We start from the raw sequence: 17,603 nt of genomic DNA on the forward strand, positions 1-17,603 counted from the left end.
CCGGCTCAGAAGCGGTAGGCGTCCACCGGAGGGACGCGGGGCTCGCCGGCCTCCTCGGCGGCGCCGGTGGCCCGGTCCCGCCGCTCCAGCACGCCACCCCGGCGTTGCCCGGCGCTCTCGGCCTCGCCGTCCGGCCGCTCCCGCGCCGGGGCGTCCGCCCGCGGCGGCGGCGCCGCGCAACCGTTCTTCGCCAGGAAATCCAGCATGCGGTCGCGCACCGCCGGGTCCCGGGTACCCTGGGCGTGGCCGCCCTTGAGTGCCTGGAAGGTCTTGGGCTGTTCGGCGGCGGCGAACAAACGCTCGCCCTGGGCGAACGGAATCACCGGATCTTCCTTGCTGTGCATCACCAGCAACGGGCGCGGCGCCAGCCCGGCGATGTGCCGCTCCGGATCACGGGCGCGTTCCGGCAGGGTGGGCAACACCATCCAGCGCAGCGGCCACAGCAGCCAGCTGCGCTTCATCACGTCGTTGGCGATGCCCCGGTAACTGGCGAAGCTGGCCTCCAGCATCACGCAATCCACCCGGCCGTCGTTGCTCTCCCGGGCCAGCGCGCCGGTGCCCAGGGCGCCGCCCAGGCTCTGCCCGAACAGCACCAGGGGCTTGTCCGCCAGCCGGCCGGAGGCCTCCAGCCAGTCCAGCCCCAGCTGCACGTCCGCCAGCGCCCCGGGCAGATCCGGGTCGCCCTCGGACAGGCCGTAGCCGCGATAATCCAGCAGGAAGACGTTGTAGCCGCGCTCCGGCAGCCAGTGCACGTTCATCAGGTGGGTGCTGATGTTCTCCGCGTTGCCGTGCAGGAAGTACACCGTGCCCCGGCTGTAGCCCCGCGCCGGCAGCCACCAGCCGTGCAGGCGCAGGCCGTCGGGGTGGATCAGCACCACGTCCTCGTAGGCCAGCCCCTGGCGGGCCGGGTTCTGGGCCCAGGGCTTGGCGGGATAGAAGAACAGCCCGCTGCAGCCGGTCAGAGCCGCCAGCAACACGCCGCTGAGAATCAATCCAAGTGCTTTCAATGATGTCCCCGTTTACCTGCTCGCCGCCACGGTCCGGCGGCGGCATTCAGTCGAAATACCAGCGCCACTGCAGCTTGAATTCGGTGTCGCCGTCGCCGCGCCAGCCTTCCCGTTCCACCTCGGCGCGCAAACCGTGCTGCCGGGCCAGGGCGTACTGGACCGCCAGGGTGGAGCGGTGCCGGTAGACGTCGTTGGTGAAGTAGTGGCCGGCGCTGCTGAGCTGCCATTGCCAGCGCCCGGCATGATACAGGATTCCCGCCTCGGCGCCGCCACCGGTGGTGATCAGGGGCGCGAAGTCACTGTTGTTCTCGGCCCGCGCGCTGGCCAGCAGATAAGGCTGGGCGTTGCCGAGCCGCCAGCTGCCGCCGGCGCCACCCTGAACGTAGCGCGCCAGCCGGCGACGGCCGGCCCAGGCCCGCTCCAGGCCACCTTCCACGTACCAGCTCAGCGGCTTGGAGAATTCATTGCGCGGCGCCAGGGAGCGGATGCTCACCAGGTCCAGGGCTTCCAGGTCCACGGCCTGGGATTCGGTGCTACGCAGGGTGACGCCCAGCCCCTGGATCTGGGCGCCGGCCAGGAAGCCGCGGCGGTTATCCAGCAGATCGTGGTAGGTGAGCCGGTAGGTGAGTTCACCGAAATCGTCGGCGCCACGCTGGCCACCGGCGGCGGCCAGCATCTGCGAACCGTGGCCCTGCTCCGGCGGCGCCTTGGGGGCCGGCGCCGGCTCCGGCACCGGCGGCAGGCGATTGACCAGGGACAGCAACGCGAAGGAGCGCCCGGCCACGTCCTCGGTGCGCGCCGCCTTGCGGTTCACGAACCGCACGTAGCGGTAGGCGGCCCGCGCCATCAGCGCCCGTCGCGGCTCCGGGTAGGCCTGGAAGGCGGCGCTCTCCGCTACCGCCGGGTCGTCCGCCAGACGCCGGGCCAGGGCCCGCTCGCCGGCGTCCAGGCGATCGCTGAGCGCCTGCAGTTCCTGCTCCTTGGAGGGCCGGTAATGGCGCTCGGTGACCAGGCCTTCCTGGTCCAGGGCGCGCACCGTGTTCACCGGCAGCTCGGCGAAGCGCAGGTCGTCGAGCAGGCCGCTGCCGGGGCGCGCCACCTCCACCAGCTCCAGCAGCCGGAACGAGCAATTCTCGTCGAAGAAGTAATAGTCGAAGTTGATGTCCTTGAGCTCCCAGAGGTGATCGATCATCCAGTCGATCTCGCTCTGGTCCAGATCCAGGGTGTACTCCCAGATATCCCGGCTCTCCATGTTGGAGTACTGCTGGATCTTCTGGACATAGGGCACCAGGTTGAAGCGCCCCGGGTAACCGCCGGCCAGGCCCCGGTAAATGTAGAACAGGGAGTTATCGTCCTCGGTGGTGACGGCACCGAAGTTGATTGCCCAGGACAACCACACCGCGCCGTCGTCGCCCTGATCAAGGCGCATCAGGGTATGGCCGAACATGGACGAGGGGCTGTTCAGGTAGGAGGCCGGGAACACCAGCACGGCGCGTTTGGCGTGCACGGCGGCGCGCCATTCCTGGTAGTCCGCGCAGTGCGCGAAGGGCGCCGGATCGTTCCAGCCCAGGTGCTCGGCGAGAAACCGGTAGCGGGCCGGGAAACGGCAGCGCTCGGCGGCCCGCGCCGGCGCCAGGGCGCGGCGGGTGGCGCGCAGTTCGGCGAGCGGGTGGTCGGCGCCGTCCTCGGCCAGGAAGAAATCGTCGTCGTCCACGTAGCTGCGCTGGCGATCGCGCAGGGTGGCGCCGGGATTGATGTGCAACAAGGCCCGCCAGCGCGGCTGATCGGCGAGCGTTTCAAGATCGGCGGCCTGGGCCCCCAGACAATAGAGCAGAATCACGCACGGGAGTGCGAAGCGCATGGATGATCCCGGGAAAGAAAGACGGACACAAAAAGCCCGCCCTCAACGAACCGTCGGGGGCGGGCCCGGGTCAACCGGCCTTATACGTACTTGGCCAGTTTCTGGTCTTGCTGCATCACCGTGGTGATGTTCTGCATGACTTCCGCGGCGCTCACGTCCTGACGGGGGAAGATGGCGGCGAAGTTGTCGTGCATGACGCTGTTGAAGTGCGCGCGGTCGGTGCCTTCCACGCCGATGGAAACGGACAGGGCGGTCAGGGCTTCACCGTCGCCGGTGGCCATGTCCTGGGCCACTTCCTCGAGCACGCCGTTCATGGACAGCAGGCTCTCGCCGGAGTAGGTCAGCGCGCCGCTGGTGTCACAGCCGTTGGTGCCACTGGTCATGCCGAAGGTGGCGTTACCGGAAGTACCGTTGACGATGGTGGCGAGCAGGTGCACCGGCATACCGGATTTGCCTTCGAAAATCAGGTTGCCCCAGCCGCAACCGGGACCACCGGGCGCCGTTGCCTGCGCGGAAACTGAAGCACCAAGCAAAGCCGCTGCCAGAAAAACTTTTTTCATGGGATCTCTCCTGTTATCGATAGATTGTCCATAGGCTCCCATGCGGATTCCCCCGGGAGCTGGAATTCATCATAAAGGAGGGTCATGGGGTTGCAATATAGCGTTGGCGCAGAATTTATTCGTTTACAAAAAGCAAGCGGACTTCGTTCACATCTCCAACATAAAGGTCACCGGGCCGTCGTTGGTCAGAGTCACTTGCATATCCGCGCCGAAGCGACCGGTGGCCACGGTGAGCCCGGTACCGCGCAGGGCCTCGGCCAGGGCCCGGTAAAGGCGCTCGCCGTCGGCGGGCGCGGCGGCGCCGGAAAAACTCGGGCGCCGGCCCTTGCGGGTGTCCGCCGCCAGGGTGAACTGGGACACCAGCAGCACGGCGCCGCCGTGTTCGCGCACATCCCGGTTCATGCGGCCCCGGTCATCGCTGAACATGCGGTAACCGGCGACCCGTTCGGCCATGCGCGCCACCATGGCGTCGTCGTCATGGCGCTCCACGCCCACCAGCGCCAGCAGCCCCGCGTCGATGGCGCCCACCGTTTCGCCCGCCACCTCCACCCGCGCGGTGGTGACCCTCTGTAGCAGTACTTTCATGGTGCTCCCGATCATCCCGTCTCTGTAGCGAAGCCCGGCACTGTGGTGTAATCAACCGGCCATGAAGAAATTCGCCCCGCTTCTTTTGCTGTTACTGGCCGGCTGCCAGGCCTGGCTGACGCCGCCGTCGTCGCCACGCTCGCTGGCGCCGCCGTTCGGTGAATTCCGGGAATTCCAGCGCGACCTGTCGATCCGCCTCGACCAGGGCGGCCGGGTCGACTACCGCGTGCGCCTGAGCCTGACCCCGGAGCGCTCGCGCATCGTCCTCACCGACGCGGAGGAGCGGCCGGTGCTGACCTTCGAGCACGGCCCCGGCCGCACCGAGATCAGCCGCACCCCGGCGCTGCCGGCGGCTCTCTCCGCCGACGCCCTGATCGCCGACATCCAATTGGCGCTGTGGCCGGAGCCGCGCCTGCGAGCGCCCCTGCGGCCGCCCTGGCGCCTGCAGCGCGACGGCGACACCCTGCGACTCTACGACGGCCAGACCCTGGAGGCGCGGGTCTCTTTCCAGGAGGGAGAGCGGCGCGCTAAGCCGATCCCGGTGTATAACGCCCGCTACCACTACCTGATGCTGCTCCTGCCCGTGGACGGCTCAGTGCCTTCACCGAGCGCACCAGCGCCTGGGTGATGGCCGGCTCCATGGTGGAGTGCCCGGAGGCCGCCACCCAGTGAAGCCGGCTGTTGGGCAACGCCTGGTGCAGCAGCCAGGCCTGCTCCGGCGGGCACACCATGTCGTAACGGCCATGCACGATTTCCACCGGGCATTGCAGTTCACCGAGCCGGGGCAGCAGGGGCCGCTCCAGAAAGCCACCGTTCACGAAGTAGTGGGTTTCCAGCCGCGCCATGGCCAGGGCGTTGTGGTCCACGTTCAGCTCCGCCGGCGGCGTCAGGCTGGACAGGCGCGCCTCCCACAGGGTCCATTCCCGGGCCAGCCGCTCGCCGTCCGGCCCCTCCAGGGCACGGTGGTAGCGATGCAGCAGGTCGCCATCGTCGTCCTCCGGCAGAGCGTCCAGCAGGCGCTGCCAGTGATCCGGATAGAAACGGGCGGCGCCATGCTCGGTGTAAAGCCAGTCGATGTCCTGCTGGCGGCACAGGAACACGCCCCGCAGCACCAGGCCGGCCACTGAATCCGGGTACGCCAGGGCGTAGGCCAGCGCCAGGGTCACGCCCCAGGAGCCGCCCAGCACCACTTCCCAGCGGGGAACATCCAGATGGGCGCGGATGCGCTCCAGATCCGCCACCAGGTCCGGCAGGGTGTTATGCTCGGTACCGGCGTAGGGCTGGCTGCGCCCGGCGCCGCGCTGGTCGTAGACCACGATGCGGAAGCGGTGCGGGTCGAACAGCCGCCGCAGCAACGGCGAACTGCCGCCCCCGGGGCCGCCGTGCAACGCCACCACCGGCGGCCCGTCCGGGTTGCCGCTTTGCTCCACATACAGCCGATGGCCGTGACCCACGTCCAGGTATTCACGGTGATAGGGTTCAACAGGGGGAAATAACGACATGAGAGGCTTCCGCCATGGGCGACGGCTCCCAGCATACTGTTTGCTGGTGCTGCTGCAACTGAGTCTGGCCGGTTGTGACCGGCCGCCGCCGGAACAGGCGCTGCGCGACGCCGTGGCGGAACTGGAAACGGCGCTGGAGGCCGGGGACGTGGACACCGTCCTGGACCGGCTCGACGATGGCTTCCGGTACCGGGACCTGGATCGCAAGGCGGTGGGCCGCCGGCTGGTGGGCGCCTTTCTGCGCTATCCGAAACGCCAGGTCACCTTCATGAACGTGCGGGTGGATCTGGCCACACCGGCGGACCGCGCCGCCGTGCGCTTCAATGCCCTGGTGTGGGGTGGCCGCGCCGCCCTGCCGGACGACGCGGACGGCTTCCAGGTCAGCAGCCACTGGCGCCGGGACGGCGGCGACTGGCTGCTGACCGAGGTGGAAACCCGGGGGTGGCGGCAATAGCGGCCGGGCGGCGTTCCGCTTCAGCGGCGATGCCTTAATCGTCGCCGCTGAACTCCGCCTCCATGTCCAGCTCCTTGATCTTGCGGGTCAGGGTGTTGCGGCCCCAGCCCAGCAGCGCGGCGGCGTCGCGCTTGCGCCCGCCGGTGTGCTGCAGAGCCACCTCGATCATGGTGCGCTCGAAGGCCGGCACCGCCTGATCGAGAATGCTCCGGTCACCGCGCGCCAGGGCGCGGTCCGCCCAGTGACGCAGGGACTTGAGCCAGTCGCCACCGGCCTCCGCCGGTTTGCTGGCGCTCTGGCGCAGCTCCGGCGGCAGATCATCCACCAGCACTTCCCGGCCGGAGGCCATCACCGTCAGCCAGCGGCAGGTGTTTTCCAGCTGCCGCACGTTGCCCGGCCAGGGCATGGCGGCCAGGTATTTTTCCGTGTCCTTGTGCAGCACCTTGGGCTCCACGCCCAGCTCGTTGGCGGCGTGCTGCAGGAAATAGCCGGCCAGGCGGGGGATGTCCTCGCGGCGCTCCGCCAGCTTGGGAATGTGGATGCGGATCACGTTCAGGCGGTGGAACAAGTCCTCCCGGAAATCACCGTCACGGACCAGCTTCTCCAGATCCTGGTGGGTAGCGGCGATGATGCGCACGTCCACGTGGATCGGCGTGGTGCCGCCCACCCGGTAGAACTCGTTCTCCTGCAGCACGCGCAGCAGCCGGGTCTGGGCTTCCAGAGGCATGTCGCCGATTTCGTCCAGGAACAGAGTGCCGCCGTTGGACTGCTCGAAGCGCCCCACCCGCTGGCTGTTGGCGCCGGTGAAGGCGCCCTTCTCATGGCCGAACAGCTCCGACTCGATCAGGTCCTTGGGGATGGCCGCCATGTTCAGGGCCACGAACGGCTTCTCCCGGCGCATGGAGTGGTTGTGCAGAGCCCGCGCCACCAGTTCCTTACCGGTGCCGGACTGGCCGTTGATCAGCACCGTCACGTTGGAGTGGCTGAGCCGGCCGATGGCGCGGAACACCTCCTGCATGGCCGGCGCCTCGCCGATGATCTCGGTGGGCGTTTCCTGGGCCGGCGCGGCCACTTCCTCTTCCGCCTCCTGGCGGTGCTTGATGGCGCGCTTGACCAGCGCCACCGCCTCGTCCACGTCGAACGGCTTGGGCAGGTACTCGAAGGCGCCGCCCTGGTAGGAGGCCACCGCCGAATCCAGATCCGAGTGGGCGGTCATGATGATGACCGGCAGGTTGGGGTTGTTGCGCTGCAGGATCTTGAGCATGCGCAGGCCGTCGGTGCCGGGCATGCGCACGTCGGAAATCAGCACGTCCGGCTCGGGACCGCCCTCGTCGAGGCGGTTCAGGGCTTCGTCGGCGTCCTCAAAGCAGGCCAGTTGGTACCCCTCCTGACTGAGGGCTTTCTCGAGCACCCAGCGAATGGAACGGTCATCGTCGATCACCCAGATGGTAGCCGTCATGATCCATTGCTCTCCGTTGTGTCCAGCGGTTCCATGGGCAGCAGCAGGCTGAACAGGGTTCGCCCCGGCTCGCTCTCGCACTCAATCAGACCCTGGTGCTGACTGATGATCGACTGGGCGATGGACAGACCCAGTCCGGAGCCATTGGCACGGCCGCTGACCATGGGATAGAAAATCGTTTCCTGCAGGTCCTTGGGAATGCCCGGACCGTTGTCCTCGATGTCCACGCGCAGCACCAGCCGGTGGCGCTGGGCGCCGATGGTGAACTGGCGCAGCACGCGGGTGCGCATCACCACCCGGGCGTTCTCGGTGCCCGCCTCCAGCAGCGCCTGCATGGCGTTGCGCATCAGATTGAGCAGCACCTGGATCAGCTGATCCCGGTCGGCGGTGACGTCCGGCAGGCTGACGTCGTAATCGCGCACCAGGGCCACGCCCTCCGGGTACTCGGCGAGCAGCAGCTGACGCACGTGCTCCAGGCATTCGTGCACGTTCACCGGCGCGAAGGCCGGCGGCTTGCGCGGCCCGAGCATGCGGTCCGCCACCGAGCGCAGGCGGTCCGCCTCGTCGATGATCACCCGGGTGTATTCCGCCAGCTCCGGGTCCGGCAGCGCCCGCTCCAGCAACTGGGCGGCGCCGCGGATGCCGCCCAGGGGGTTCTTGATCTCGTGGGCCACGCCGCGCACCAGGGCCCGGGTAGCCTGGTGGGCGTGGATCAGCCCTTCCTCCCGGGTGATGCGCAGCAGCCGGTCCAGCGACTGCATTTCCACCAGCAGCGCCATGGCCTGCCCCGGCTCGTGGATCGGGCTGACGCTGTAATCGACCATCGCCTGCTGGCCCGGGGCCACGTTGAGTTTGGCTTCCCGGCGGGTGAAGGGGTGCCCCTCCTCGATGCACTGTTTCAGTGCGGACCGGGCTTCCTCGTCATCGAAGAAGTAGTCCGGCAGGGGCTGGCCCAGCACCCGGGCGGCACTGGTGGACAGCAGCATTTCCGCCGCCGCGTTGAGGTAGCGCACGCGCAGGTCGCCGTCGAGCAACATCACCGCCGTGCGGAGGTGATCCAGCAATCGTTTCTGCAGCACCGTGTCTGAATTCATCATTCGGCCCATAACAGGGCATAAGCAATTATCAGGCCATCCGTCAGGGGCCCTGGAGGCCCCGTAAACGGGCGACCCGGCGGATCGTCTCGGTGCAGTGTAAGAATATAAGGCGGGAAACGCACCACTTTGGTGCGAATGATCAGCGTGTGCTGCGCGAGGCCGGCGCACCCAGGCCGCCGCCACCGCCGCGCTGGGCCGGCGAGCCGCCGGTGGCGGTGCCGCCGGCCCCGGCGGCGCCACCCCGTTGCGAGGCGCCGCCCACGGACGGCAAGGCGCTGCCGGAGCCGGCGCCATCGGCACTGCTTCGGTGCACGTACACGGTGATCGGGTCGGAGGCGATCAGCGGCTGGCCGCGCTCGTCCTTGATCACCGCGCGCAGGGTGTGCGGGCCCGGGTTGGGGAAATCCAGGACGGCACCGTCCAGGGGCGCGCCGTTGTCGATGATCTCCAGGCGGTGCCCGGGCAGCCGCGGCGGGTCCGATTGCACGCTCACCGTGACCGGATTGTCCTGGGGCAGGCGCACCGGGACCCGGTTGTCCGGGCTGACGATGGTCAGGCTGCGGTAGCCGGCGAACGGCTCGCCACCCCGGTCGCCGGCATCGGGCCGGTCGCCCCGGGCGCGGTCGTCATCCGGGGGTGGAGGCGGCAATTCCCGCCGTTCCGGGCGCGGGCTGTCCATGGTGTTGGTGGGCCCCACCCGCACCGGCTCGGCGCCGCTGTTTTCCGGCGGGTTGTCGGTGAACACCACGTTGCCGTTCTCATCCACCACGCGGTAGATGCCGCCGGAGGACGCCGCGTCCCCGTCGGTCTGGGCCAGCGCCACCAGCGGCGGCAAGATCAACAGCAACGGCCAAGCTTTCATGACATTCCCCCGAATCAGTCGATGCCCCGATTCTGCGGCCTGCCCACCCCTGAAAAAAGGGCCCCCGCCACAAAAAACTGCCTGGAGCAGTTTTTGACGTCGCGTCGCGACGGTCCGAAGGATGCCCGCCAAGGACGGTGGGCACAAAAAACTGCCTGGAGCAGTTTTTGACGTCGCCTAGCGACGGTCCAAAGGATGCCCGCCAGGGACGGTGGGCACCAACCGCGCTTCAAGCGCGCATAAAAAACCCCGCCGGAGCGGGGTTTTTCGTCGTGCCTCGGGGCGAACCCTTAGCAGCTGTAGTACATGTCGAACTCGACCGGATGCGGGGTCATGTTCAGACGCTCGATTTCCTCGCGCTTGAGCTCGATGTAGCCTTCCAGCATGTCCTTGGTGAACACGTCGCCCTGGGTCAGGAAGTCCTGATCCTCTTCCAGGGCATCCAGCGCCATGGTCAGGGTATGCGCCACGGTGGGGATGTCCTTGGCTTCCTCGGCCGGCAGGTCGTACAGATCCTTGTCCATGGCGTCGCCCGGGTGGATCTTGTTCTTGATGCCGTCCAGGCCGGCCATCATCAGCGCGGCGAAGCACAGGTACGGGTTGGCGGACGGATCCGGGAAGCGGGTCTCGATGCGACGCGCTTTCGGGTTGCTCACCCACGGAATCCGGATGGAAGCGGAACGGTTACGGGCGGAGTAGGCCAGCATTACCGGGGCTTCAAAGCCGGGCACCAGACGCTTGTAGGAGTTGGTGGAACCGTTGGTGAAGGCGTTCAGCGCGCGGGCGTGCTTGATCACGCCGCCGATGTAGTACAGCGCTTCCTCGGACAGACCGGCGTACTCGTCGCCGGCGAACAGGTTCTTGCCGTCCTTCGCCAGGGACATGTGCACGTGCATACCGGAACCGTTGTCACCGATCAGCGGCTTGGGCATGAAGGTGGCGGTCTTGCCGTAGGCGTGGGCCACGTTGTGCACGCAGTACTTGAGGATCTGTACTTCGTCGGCTTTCTTGGTGAGGGTGTTGGCGCCCACACCGATCTCGCACTGGCCGGCGGTGCCCACTTCGTGGTGGTGAACCTCGATTTCCAGGCCCATCTGCTCCATGGCCGCGCACATGGCGCCGCGCAGGTCGTGCAGGCTGTCCACCGGGGGTACCGGGAAGTAGCCGCCTTTCACGCCCGGACGGTGGCCGATGTTGTTCTTCTCGAACTCATCGGCGGATACCCAGGCCGCTTCCTCGGAGTAGATGTTGTACATGGAGCCGGACATGTCGGACTTCCACTGCACGGAATCGAACACGAAGAATTCCGGCTCCGGACCGAACAGGGCGGTGTCGGCGATGCCGGTGGACTTCAGGTATTCCTCGGCGCGCAGCGCCACGGAGCGCGGATCACGCTCGTAGCCCTGCATGGTGGCGGGCTCGACGATGTTGCAGCGCAGATTCAGGGTGGCCACGTCGGTGAAGGGGTCGAGGACGGCGGTCTCGTCTTCCGGCATCAGGATCATGTCGGATTCGTTGATGCCCTTCCAGCCGGAGATGGAGGAACCGTCGAACATCTTGCCGTCCTGGAAGAAATCGTCATCGATCTCGCCCACGGGAAGAGTGACGTGCTGCTCCTTGCCGCGGCTGTCGGTGAATCGCAGGTCCACCCACTTCACGTCGTTGTCTTTGATCAGTTTCAGCGTCTTTTCAGACATTATCGAGCGTCCTCCTGGAACGGGTATGTTTCTGGCTGCTCGCCGCCACACTACCGGCACGCGAAAAGCCGTTGTTCTCGGCCACGGGGGCCTGCACACCTATAGGGTGAGCAATTATTGTGCCAGCCCTTTTTTGGCGCACCCTCGGGGGTTTGACGCCCTCCGGATGGGTTTTGCCCCAACATGATGCACCATGGGAGTGCACCCAAGCGGAGCCGTGCACCATTACAGTGCGACCGACGGTTCGCCGACCCGGAGGGTGATCACCACCTCCCGGTCATCCTGCTCGGTTTCCAGCACTTCATGGCCGTTGATGCGGCACCAGGCGGGGATATCGTTGAGCGCGCCGGGGTCCGTGCAGGTTACCCGCAGGACCGCCCCTTGCGCCAGTTCATTGACCTTGTTCTGGGTTTTGATCACCGGAATGGGGCACAGCTGCCGGCGCACATCCAGTTCATGAACGTTTTCGGTCATGGTTCAGCCCACGTGCCAGGAAAGGGGAATCTCATCGGGCAGGGCCGGCCGCACCGCCACCTCGCGGGCAACGCCGCCGGGTTCCTTCACTTCCAGCACCACCTCGTCGTCGGCGCGCCCCTTGGAGTAGCGCGCCACGATGGCCGCCGCCCGGCGCAGTTCCTCGTCCGACTCGAAGGTGCCGTCCACCAGGGCCAGGGGGCCCGGGCAGCTGACCGTGGTCAGGCTGGTGAACTGATAGCGGTAGCCTTCCAGGAAGCGGTTCTCGCCTTCCTCGCGGCTGATGATGAGCTTGTGGTGCTCGGCGGGGCGGATATGGCGGCCCACCTTGAGCAGCATGATGTCGTCCAGCTCATAGCGGCGCTCGTTACGGGCCCGCCACAGGTCCGCCAGCTTGTTGGAGTAGGATTCGTCGGTGAGGAAGCAGCAGCCGCCGGCGGGCTGGGCGTATTCCTCCAGGCCGAACTTGCGGGCCAGGGCCATCTGCGGCTTGCGGTTGCGCCCGGAGAAATCGTAGAGCCGCTCACGGTCCACCCAGCCCTCGCGCTCCGGAAGGGTCTCCGGCAGGTTGCGCGCGCTCAGCGGGCGCAGCAGGCGGTCGTCGGCGCCGGACTCGCTGCTTATGATGGGCATGGTTTCCTTGCGCTGGCTCTTCGGCCGCTGGCCCACCACCTCGCCGGTGACGATGAAGTCGAAGCCCTTCTCGCCAGCCAGCTCGCGGGCCTTGTTGAGCATCAGGGTGGCCTGGTTGACCATGAAAATCTTGCAGTCCAGGCAGGGGTTCAGGTTGGCCCCGTAGCCGTGCTTGGGGTTCAGCACCACGTCCTTGTACTCCTCGGAGATATCGACGATGTGCAGCTTGATACCCAGCTTCTCGGCCACCCAGAGGGCGTTGTTGCGCTTGTTCTTGTCCTGATCCTTCTTGCGGATGGCATGGGTGTGGCCCTCCACGCAGAAACCGGTGAAGAAATTCACCCCTTCCACGTGGATGCCCTGCTCCTGCATCGCCTTCACCGCCAGCATGGAGTCCAGCCCGCCGGACACCAGGGCGATGGCGCGACGCTGGATCGATTCGGGGTGGGAGATCGGGGTTGCGGCCTCGGACATAGGATTTGCTCAGCGCGTTGCTCAAAATTCGGGCGGCGCAGTATAGCAAATCGCGCTTGATTGACGAACCGGAGAACGCCCTCAGGGCGGCGAGGGCGCTTCCGGCAGGTCCGGCACGGCGAACAGGCGCCGGGACAGAGCCACCCGGGCGGCGGCTTCCTCGGTGCCGGCGTCGTCGCCGCGCGCCTCCAGGTGATCCTCGATCAGGCCGCAGCGGCGCAGCAGACCGTCGTCGTTGGCGATCTGGATGTTCAGCCCGGGGCGGGCGTTGAGCTCCAGCATCAGCGGGCCCTTGTGCTTGTCCATCACCAGGTCCACGCCCAGATAACCCAGGCCGGTGAGGTCGTAGCAGCGCGCCGCCAGGGCCAGGCATTGGTCCCAGTCGGGCACCTGGACGCCGGCCACCGGGTGGGCGGTGTCCGGGTGGCGGTCGATTTTCAGGTTGTGCCAGGTGCCGCTCAGGGTGACGCCGGTGGCGATGTCCACGCCCACCCCGATGGCGCCCTGGTGCAGGTTGGCCTTGCCGTCGGACTGGCGGGTGGGCAGGCGCAGCATGGCGGCCACCGGGTAGCCCTGCAGCACGATGATGCGCACGTCCGGCACGCCGCCGATGCTGATGCGGTCGAACAGGTCCGTGGAGCGCACCCGGTACTCGATCAGGGCGCGGTCGCGGTGGCCGCCCAGGGAATAGAGCCCGGAGATGATGCCGGAGATATGGAACTCCAGCTCCTCGGGGCTGATCATGCGGCCCGAGGCGCTGCGGTAGTAGCCCTCGAAGCGGTCGGAGATCACCAGGATGCCATCGCCGCCGGCGCCCTGGGACGGCTTGATCACGAAGTCGCCATGGGTCTCGACGATGTGCTCGAGCTGGCTGATGCCCTGCTCGGTATCGATGATGCCGTACATGTCCGGCACCTGGATGCCCGCCTCCAGGGCCATGTTCTTGGTGCGGATCTTGTCGTCCACCAGCGGGTAAAGCCGGCGATCGTTGTACATCAGCACATAGTCGCCGTTGCGTTGGTTGATGCCCATCACGCCGCGCCGGCGCAGCGCCCTCCAGGTGGCGATCCCGAACATCAGCGGTCTCCTTCCTCGGTCATGGCCCGGAAGCGCACCAGCTCCATCACCCGGTAACCCCGGTAATGGCCCATGAACACCATCACCGCCGCCAGGATCAGCAGCACGCCCGGGAAGGTGAACACGAAGTACACCAGCGGCTTCCACACCATCAGCAGGTGGCAGAAGATCGCCGCCACCAGGGTGCCGATGGCCACTTTCAGGGACTGGGTGCCGCCGCGCTCCTCCCAGACGATGGACACCCGCTCGATCACCATGGTCAGGATCACCATGGGGAACAGGGCCACGGACAGGCCGGTGGACAGGCCCAGCTTGTAAGTGAGCAGGCTGATCAGCGCCATCATGATCACCACGAAGGTGAGCACCACCGACAGCCGCGCCAGCAACTGCAACTTCAGGTGTTCCAGATAGCCGCGCACCGACAGGCCGATGGCGGTGATGAAGGTGAACAGCAGCACGCCCCAGATCACCTGGGTCTCGCGGAACGCCAGGGCGATCAACACCGGGGTGAAGGTCCCCAGGGTCTCCATGCCGATCAGGGAGCGGATCAGTAGCACCAGCAGCACGCCCACCGGAATCATGATCAGCACCCGGAACAGCTGCTGGGACGGCACCGGCAGCTCGTAGAGGGAGTAGTCGATGAAGCTGCTGGCGTCCTGGGAACGCAGGGACTGGGCCAGCCGCAGGGCGCTCATCTCGTTGCGGTGCACGCTGAAGCTGATCTTGGAGGCGCGGGCGCCTTCCAGGGTCAGCAGCGGCTGCTCACCGCTCCACCACACCAGCCGGTCCTCCGGCAGGCCCTGGCGGCCGTCCGCCGGGTTGAAATACAGCCAGTTCTGGCCGTTGAAGGTGCGCAGCCACAGCTCCGGCTGCTGGCTGCTGCTCTCGGCGAGCTGCAGGGTGTGCACCGGCTCGGCGGGAATGTGCGCCACCGCCAGCAGCAGATCCACCACCCGGGCCCGGTTCTCCGGGCTGTGGTCGCCGCCCAGCAGCAGGCGCACGTTGTCGCTGTCCTCGCTGTTGACCCGCTTGATGGTCTCGCTGACGAAGGTCTCCACGTCGGCGGAGTGCTGCCGGATCGGCGCCAGCAGGGCGTCGGCGGCGACCCGCTCGGCGCCCTTGAGCTCCGGGCTGGGCCGGAACTGGGGACCGTTTTCCGGCGGCAGCGCCGGCTCCGCGAAGCGCGAGGTGAGCATCAACCGGTAATAGAGGTTCTGCTGCCCCTCGCCACGGCGCGCCGACCAGGTCACCAGCCGGTTGCCGTTCTCCCGGTTCACGTTCACCCCGTAGTTGTTCGAGATAAAGCTCTCGTTGAGGGCGGTGAAGCCGCTGTTCAGCGGCGGCACGAACATGCGCGCCTTGATCGGGGTGTTGGGGCGGGCCTGGAAACTCAGCTGAGTATCCACCACCCACACCGGATCGCTTTCACTTTCCGTCAGCGGGACATCCTGAACCAGAAGCTGGTAGGCGATGCTGCCCGCGCCCAGCACCAGGAGAGCCACGGCCAACAACCGGGCGTGCAATTTCACAGAACGCATTTTTCAGCCTTATTCCAATCCTTCGGCGAGGGCGCCGCGACCGCGCACATGGTCCGCTAACCGACCGACGATGTCACCGCCTCCGAAGCCGGAATCCGGCTCCGGACGAAAATTCTTGTAAACGGGTCACGGTCACGGATTCGTCATGGAACCCGGCCACCGTACGATCCGGGCCGGCGCCGACGGGCCGCAAAAGCGTGCATGGCCCCGGCCGCGCCCCGGAATGGCGCACATTCTGCCACGAAATCCGTCGTTATGGCGTATAAGTGGCTTCGTCCGGCCAAGGGACTGTACAATGCGCCGCCGAATCCAATCGCCTCCCCCCGCCGCCGGCCCCGCCGCGCGGCCGACCGCCGCTGAGCGCCGGAGGCACATTTTTCTCTACGGAGCCACGATCTGTGATTGAACGCCTGCGCAATATCGCCATCATCGCCCACGTTGACCACGGCAAGACCACCCTGGTGGACAAGCTGTTGCAACAGTCCGGCACCCTGGGAGACCGCGCCGGCGACGTGGAACGGGTGATGGACTCCAACGATCTGGAGAAGGAACGGGGCATCACCATCCTCTCCAAGAACACCGCCCTCAAGTACGGCGACTACCGCATCAACATCGTCGACACCCCCGGCCACGCCGACTTCGGTGGCGAGGTGGAGCGGGTGATGTCCATGGTCGACTCCGTGCTGCTGCTGGTGGACGCGGTGGACGGCCCCATGCCGCAGACCCGCTTCGTGACCCAGAAGGCCTTCAACGCCGGCCTCAAGCCGATCGTGGTGGTCAACAAGATCGACCGTCCCGGCGCCCGTCCGGACTGGGTCATCGACCAGGTGTTCGACCTGTTCGACACCCTGGGCGCCAGCGACGAGCAACTCGACTTCCCGGTGGTCTACGCCTCCGCCCTGAACGGCGTGGCGGGCATGGAACCGGACCAGCTCGGCGACGACATGACCGCCCTGTTCGACACCATCCTGGAGCGCGTGCCGGCGCCCCAGGTGGACCAGGACGGCCCCTTCCAGATGCAGATTTCCTCCCTGGACTACAACAGCTACCTGGGCGTGATCGGCATCGGCCGCATCAAGCGCGGCCAGGTGAAGGCCAACTCCACGGTCAAGATCATCGACCGGGAAGGCCAGGTGCGTAACGGCCGGGTGCTGCAGATCATGGGCTACCACGGCCTGGACCGGGTGGACGTGACCGACGCCGGCGCCGGCGACATCGTCTGTGTCACCGGCATGGACCCGCTGGACATCTCCGACACCCTGTGCGACCCGAACAACGTGGAAGCGCTGCCGGCGCTCACCGTGGACGAGCCCACCGTGAGCATGGTGTTCCACGTCAACACCTCGCCGTTCGCCGGCCAGGACGGCAAATACGTCACCAGCCGCCAGATCCGCGAGCGCCTGGAAGCGGAGCTCAAGCACAACGTGGCCCTGCGCGTGGAAGAAACCGGCAACGCCGACCAGTTCCGCGTCTCCGGCCGGGGCGAGCTGCACCTGTCGGTGCTGATCGAGAACATGCGCCGCGAGGGCTTCGAGCTGGCCGTGGGCCGGCCGCAGGTGATCGTGCGCGAGGAAGACGGCCAGAAGCAGGAACCCTACGAGAACGTCATGGCCGACGTGGAAGAGCAGCACCAGGGCGCCATCATGGAGCAACTGGGCCTGCGCCGTGGCGAAATGACCAATATGGAACCGGACGGCAAGGGCCGGGTGCGCCTCACCTTCGTGGTGCCCAGCCGCGGCCTGATCGGCTTCCGCAGCCTGTTCCTGACGCTCACCTCCGGCACCGGCATTCTCAACAGCACCTTCAGCCACTACGGCGACTACAAGCCCGGCGACATGGCCCAGCGCAACAACGGCGTGCTGGTGTCCATGGTGAAGGGCAAGGTGCTGGCGTTCGCCCTGTTCAACCTGCAGGAGCGCGGCCGCATGCTGATCGACCCCAACGTGGAGGTCTACGAAGGCCAGATCATCGGCATCCACAGCCGGGGCAACGACCTGGTGGTGAACCCCACCAAGGGCAAGCAGCTCACCAACATGCGCGCCTCCGGCACCGACGAGAACGTGATTCTCACCCCGCCGGTGCGCTTCAGCCTGGAGCAGGCCCTGGACTTCATCGAGGACGACGAGCTGGTGGAAGTGACCCCCAACCACCTGCGCCTGCGCAAGAAGCTCCTCACCGAGACGGAGCGCAAGCGCGCCAGTCGCTAGAAGGCAAGGCCTCTCCATCGGGGCCGCGTCTTGGCGTGGCCCCCTTTCCGGGAACGCCGTGAACCCGTCCCTGGGGGCTCCCGGTTTGACATCCTGTCAAACAGGGTCCCGGAAAG

At 67.0% G+C, this 17,603-nt stretch carries 16 protein-coding genes; 3 read left to right on the top strand and 13 right to left on the bottom strand.

Translation table 11 applies throughout. The features are described 5' to 3' along the window. Nucleotides 1-5: 5 nt before the first annotated feature. From HMJ39_RS08650 to dtd, 4 genes are all read right to left on the bottom strand, one after another. Entirely contained in the window at nucleotides 6-1,007 is a 1,002-nt protein-coding gene (locus HMJ39_RS08650; protein WP_228462242.1) for an alpha/beta hydrolase, read from the bottom strand. Between the two features lie 46 nt (nucleotides 1,008-1,053). After that, a complete protein-coding gene (locus HMJ39_RS08655; protein WP_194296991.1) occupies nucleotides 1,054-2,868 on the bottom strand; it encodes an Lnb N-terminal periplasmic domain-containing protein in 1,815 nt (604 codons plus the stop codon). 80 nt (nucleotides 2,869-2,948) lie between these two features. After that, entirely contained in the window at nucleotides 2,949-3,428 is a 480-nt protein-coding gene (locus tag HMJ39_RS08660) for a DUF3015 domain-containing protein (RefSeq protein ID WP_161384278.1), read from the bottom strand. 147 nt (nucleotides 3,429-3,575) lie between these two features. Then, nucleotides 3,576-4,013: a D-aminoacyl-tRNA deacylase gene (dtd, locus tag HMJ39_RS08665; protein ID WP_194296992.1), complete on the bottom strand. Its 438-nt coding sequence runs from the start codon at nucleotides 4,011-4,013 to the stop codon at nucleotides 3,576-3,578. A gap of 61 nt (nucleotides 4,014-4,074) precedes the next feature. Between dtd and HMJ39_RS08670 the strand changes: the two genes are divergently transcribed. After that, nucleotides 4,075-4,641 carry a DUF3261 domain-containing protein gene (locus HMJ39_RS08670; protein ID WP_194296993.1) on the top strand — a complete coding sequence of 189 codons (567 nt, stop codon included), beginning with the start codon at nucleotides 4,075-4,077 and terminating at the stop codon, nucleotides 4,639-4,641. Here the strand turns inward: HMJ39_RS08670 and pip are convergent. After that, on the bottom strand, nucleotides 4,541-5,515 hold the full coding sequence (pip, locus tag HMJ39_RS08675; protein ID WP_194296994.1) for a prolyl aminopeptidase: 975 nt from the start codon (nucleotides 5,513-5,515) through the stop codon (nucleotides 4,541-4,543). The genes HMJ39_RS08670 and pip overlap by 101 nt on opposite strands. Nucleotides 5,516-5,561: 46 nt before the next feature. On the opposite strand from pip, the gene HMJ39_RS08680 reads away from it, so the two are divergent. Further along, nucleotides 5,562-5,969: a nuclear transport factor 2 family protein gene (locus HMJ39_RS08680; RefSeq protein ID WP_323370871.1), complete on the top strand. Its 408-nt coding sequence runs from the start codon at nucleotides 5,562-5,564 to the stop codon at nucleotides 5,967-5,969. A gap of 34 nt (nucleotides 5,970-6,003) precedes the next feature. On the opposite strand, the gene ntrC is transcribed toward HMJ39_RS08680, so the two are convergent. The 8 genes from ntrC to HMJ39_RS08720 form a co-directional block, all read right to left on the bottom strand. Next, nucleotides 6,004-7,428, bottom strand: a complete 1,425-nt coding sequence (gene ntrC / locus HMJ39_RS08685) for a nitrogen regulation protein NR(I) (RefSeq protein WP_194296996.1) — start codon at nucleotides 7,426-7,428, stop codon at nucleotides 6,004-6,006. Further along, complete coding sequence (gene glnL, locus HMJ39_RS08690; protein ID WP_407645804.1) at nucleotides 7,425-8,525, bottom strand: nitrogen regulation protein NR(II); 1,101 nt, start codon at nucleotides 8,523-8,525, stop codon at nucleotides 7,425-7,427. The genes ntrC and glnL overlap by 4 nt, the downstream gene beginning before the upstream one ends. A 139-nt stretch (nucleotides 8,526-8,664) precedes the next feature. Beyond that, the gene (locus HMJ39_RS08695) at nucleotides 8,665-9,387 is read right to left on the bottom strand and encodes a DUF4124 domain-containing protein (protein WP_194296997.1); all 723 of its coding nucleotides are present in this window, start codon (nucleotides 9,385-9,387) and stop codon (nucleotides 8,665-8,667) included. A 290-nt stretch (nucleotides 9,388-9,677) separates the two neighbouring features. Next, nucleotides 9,678-11,084, bottom strand: a complete 1,407-nt coding sequence (gene glnA / locus HMJ39_RS08700; protein WP_194296998.1) for a glutamate--ammonia ligase — start codon at nucleotides 11,082-11,084, stop codon at nucleotides 9,678-9,680. A 225-nt stretch (nucleotides 11,085-11,309) separates the two neighbouring features. Next, on the bottom strand, nucleotides 11,310-11,558 hold the full coding sequence (locus tag HMJ39_RS08705) for a sulfurtransferase TusA family protein (RefSeq protein WP_161384286.1): 249 nt from the start codon (nucleotides 11,556-11,558) through the stop codon (nucleotides 11,310-11,312). Nucleotides 11,559-11,561: 3 nt separating this feature from the next. Next, nucleotides 11,562-12,665 (bottom strand): tRNA (5-methylaminomethyl-2-thiouridylate)-methyltransferase, encoded by a 1,104-nt coding sequence (locus HMJ39_RS08710; RefSeq protein ID WP_194296999.1) that lies wholly within the window; start codon nucleotides 12,663-12,665, stop codon nucleotides 11,562-11,564. Between the two features lie 81 nt (nucleotides 12,666-12,746). Further along, nucleotides 12,747-13,742, bottom strand: a complete 996-nt coding sequence (locus HMJ39_RS08715) for an alpha-L-glutamate ligase-like protein (RefSeq protein WP_194297000.1) — start codon at nucleotides 13,740-13,742, stop codon at nucleotides 12,747-12,749. Further along, nucleotides 13,742-15,280: an inactive transglutaminase family protein gene (locus HMJ39_RS08720; RefSeq protein WP_194297001.1), complete on the bottom strand. Its 1,539-nt coding sequence runs from the start codon at nucleotides 15,278-15,280 to the stop codon at nucleotides 13,742-13,744. Before HMJ39_RS08720 ends, HMJ39_RS08715 begins: the two co-directional genes overlap by 1 nt. A 398-nt stretch (nucleotides 15,281-15,678) precedes the next feature. On the opposite strand from HMJ39_RS08720, the gene typA reads away from it, so the two are divergent. Then, nucleotides 15,679-17,487, top strand: coding sequence for a translational GTPase TypA (typA, locus tag HMJ39_RS08725; RefSeq protein ID WP_161384290.1), 1,809 nt, complete (start codon nucleotides 15,679-15,681; stop codon nucleotides 17,485-17,487). Nucleotides 17,488-17,603: the final 116 nt, after the last annotated feature.

This window comes from Alloalcanivorax profundimaris, from assembly GCF_015265435.1.
Classification (GTDB): Bacteria; Pseudomonadota; Gammaproteobacteria; order Pseudomonadales; family Alcanivoracaceae; genus Alloalcanivorax; species Alloalcanivorax profundimaris.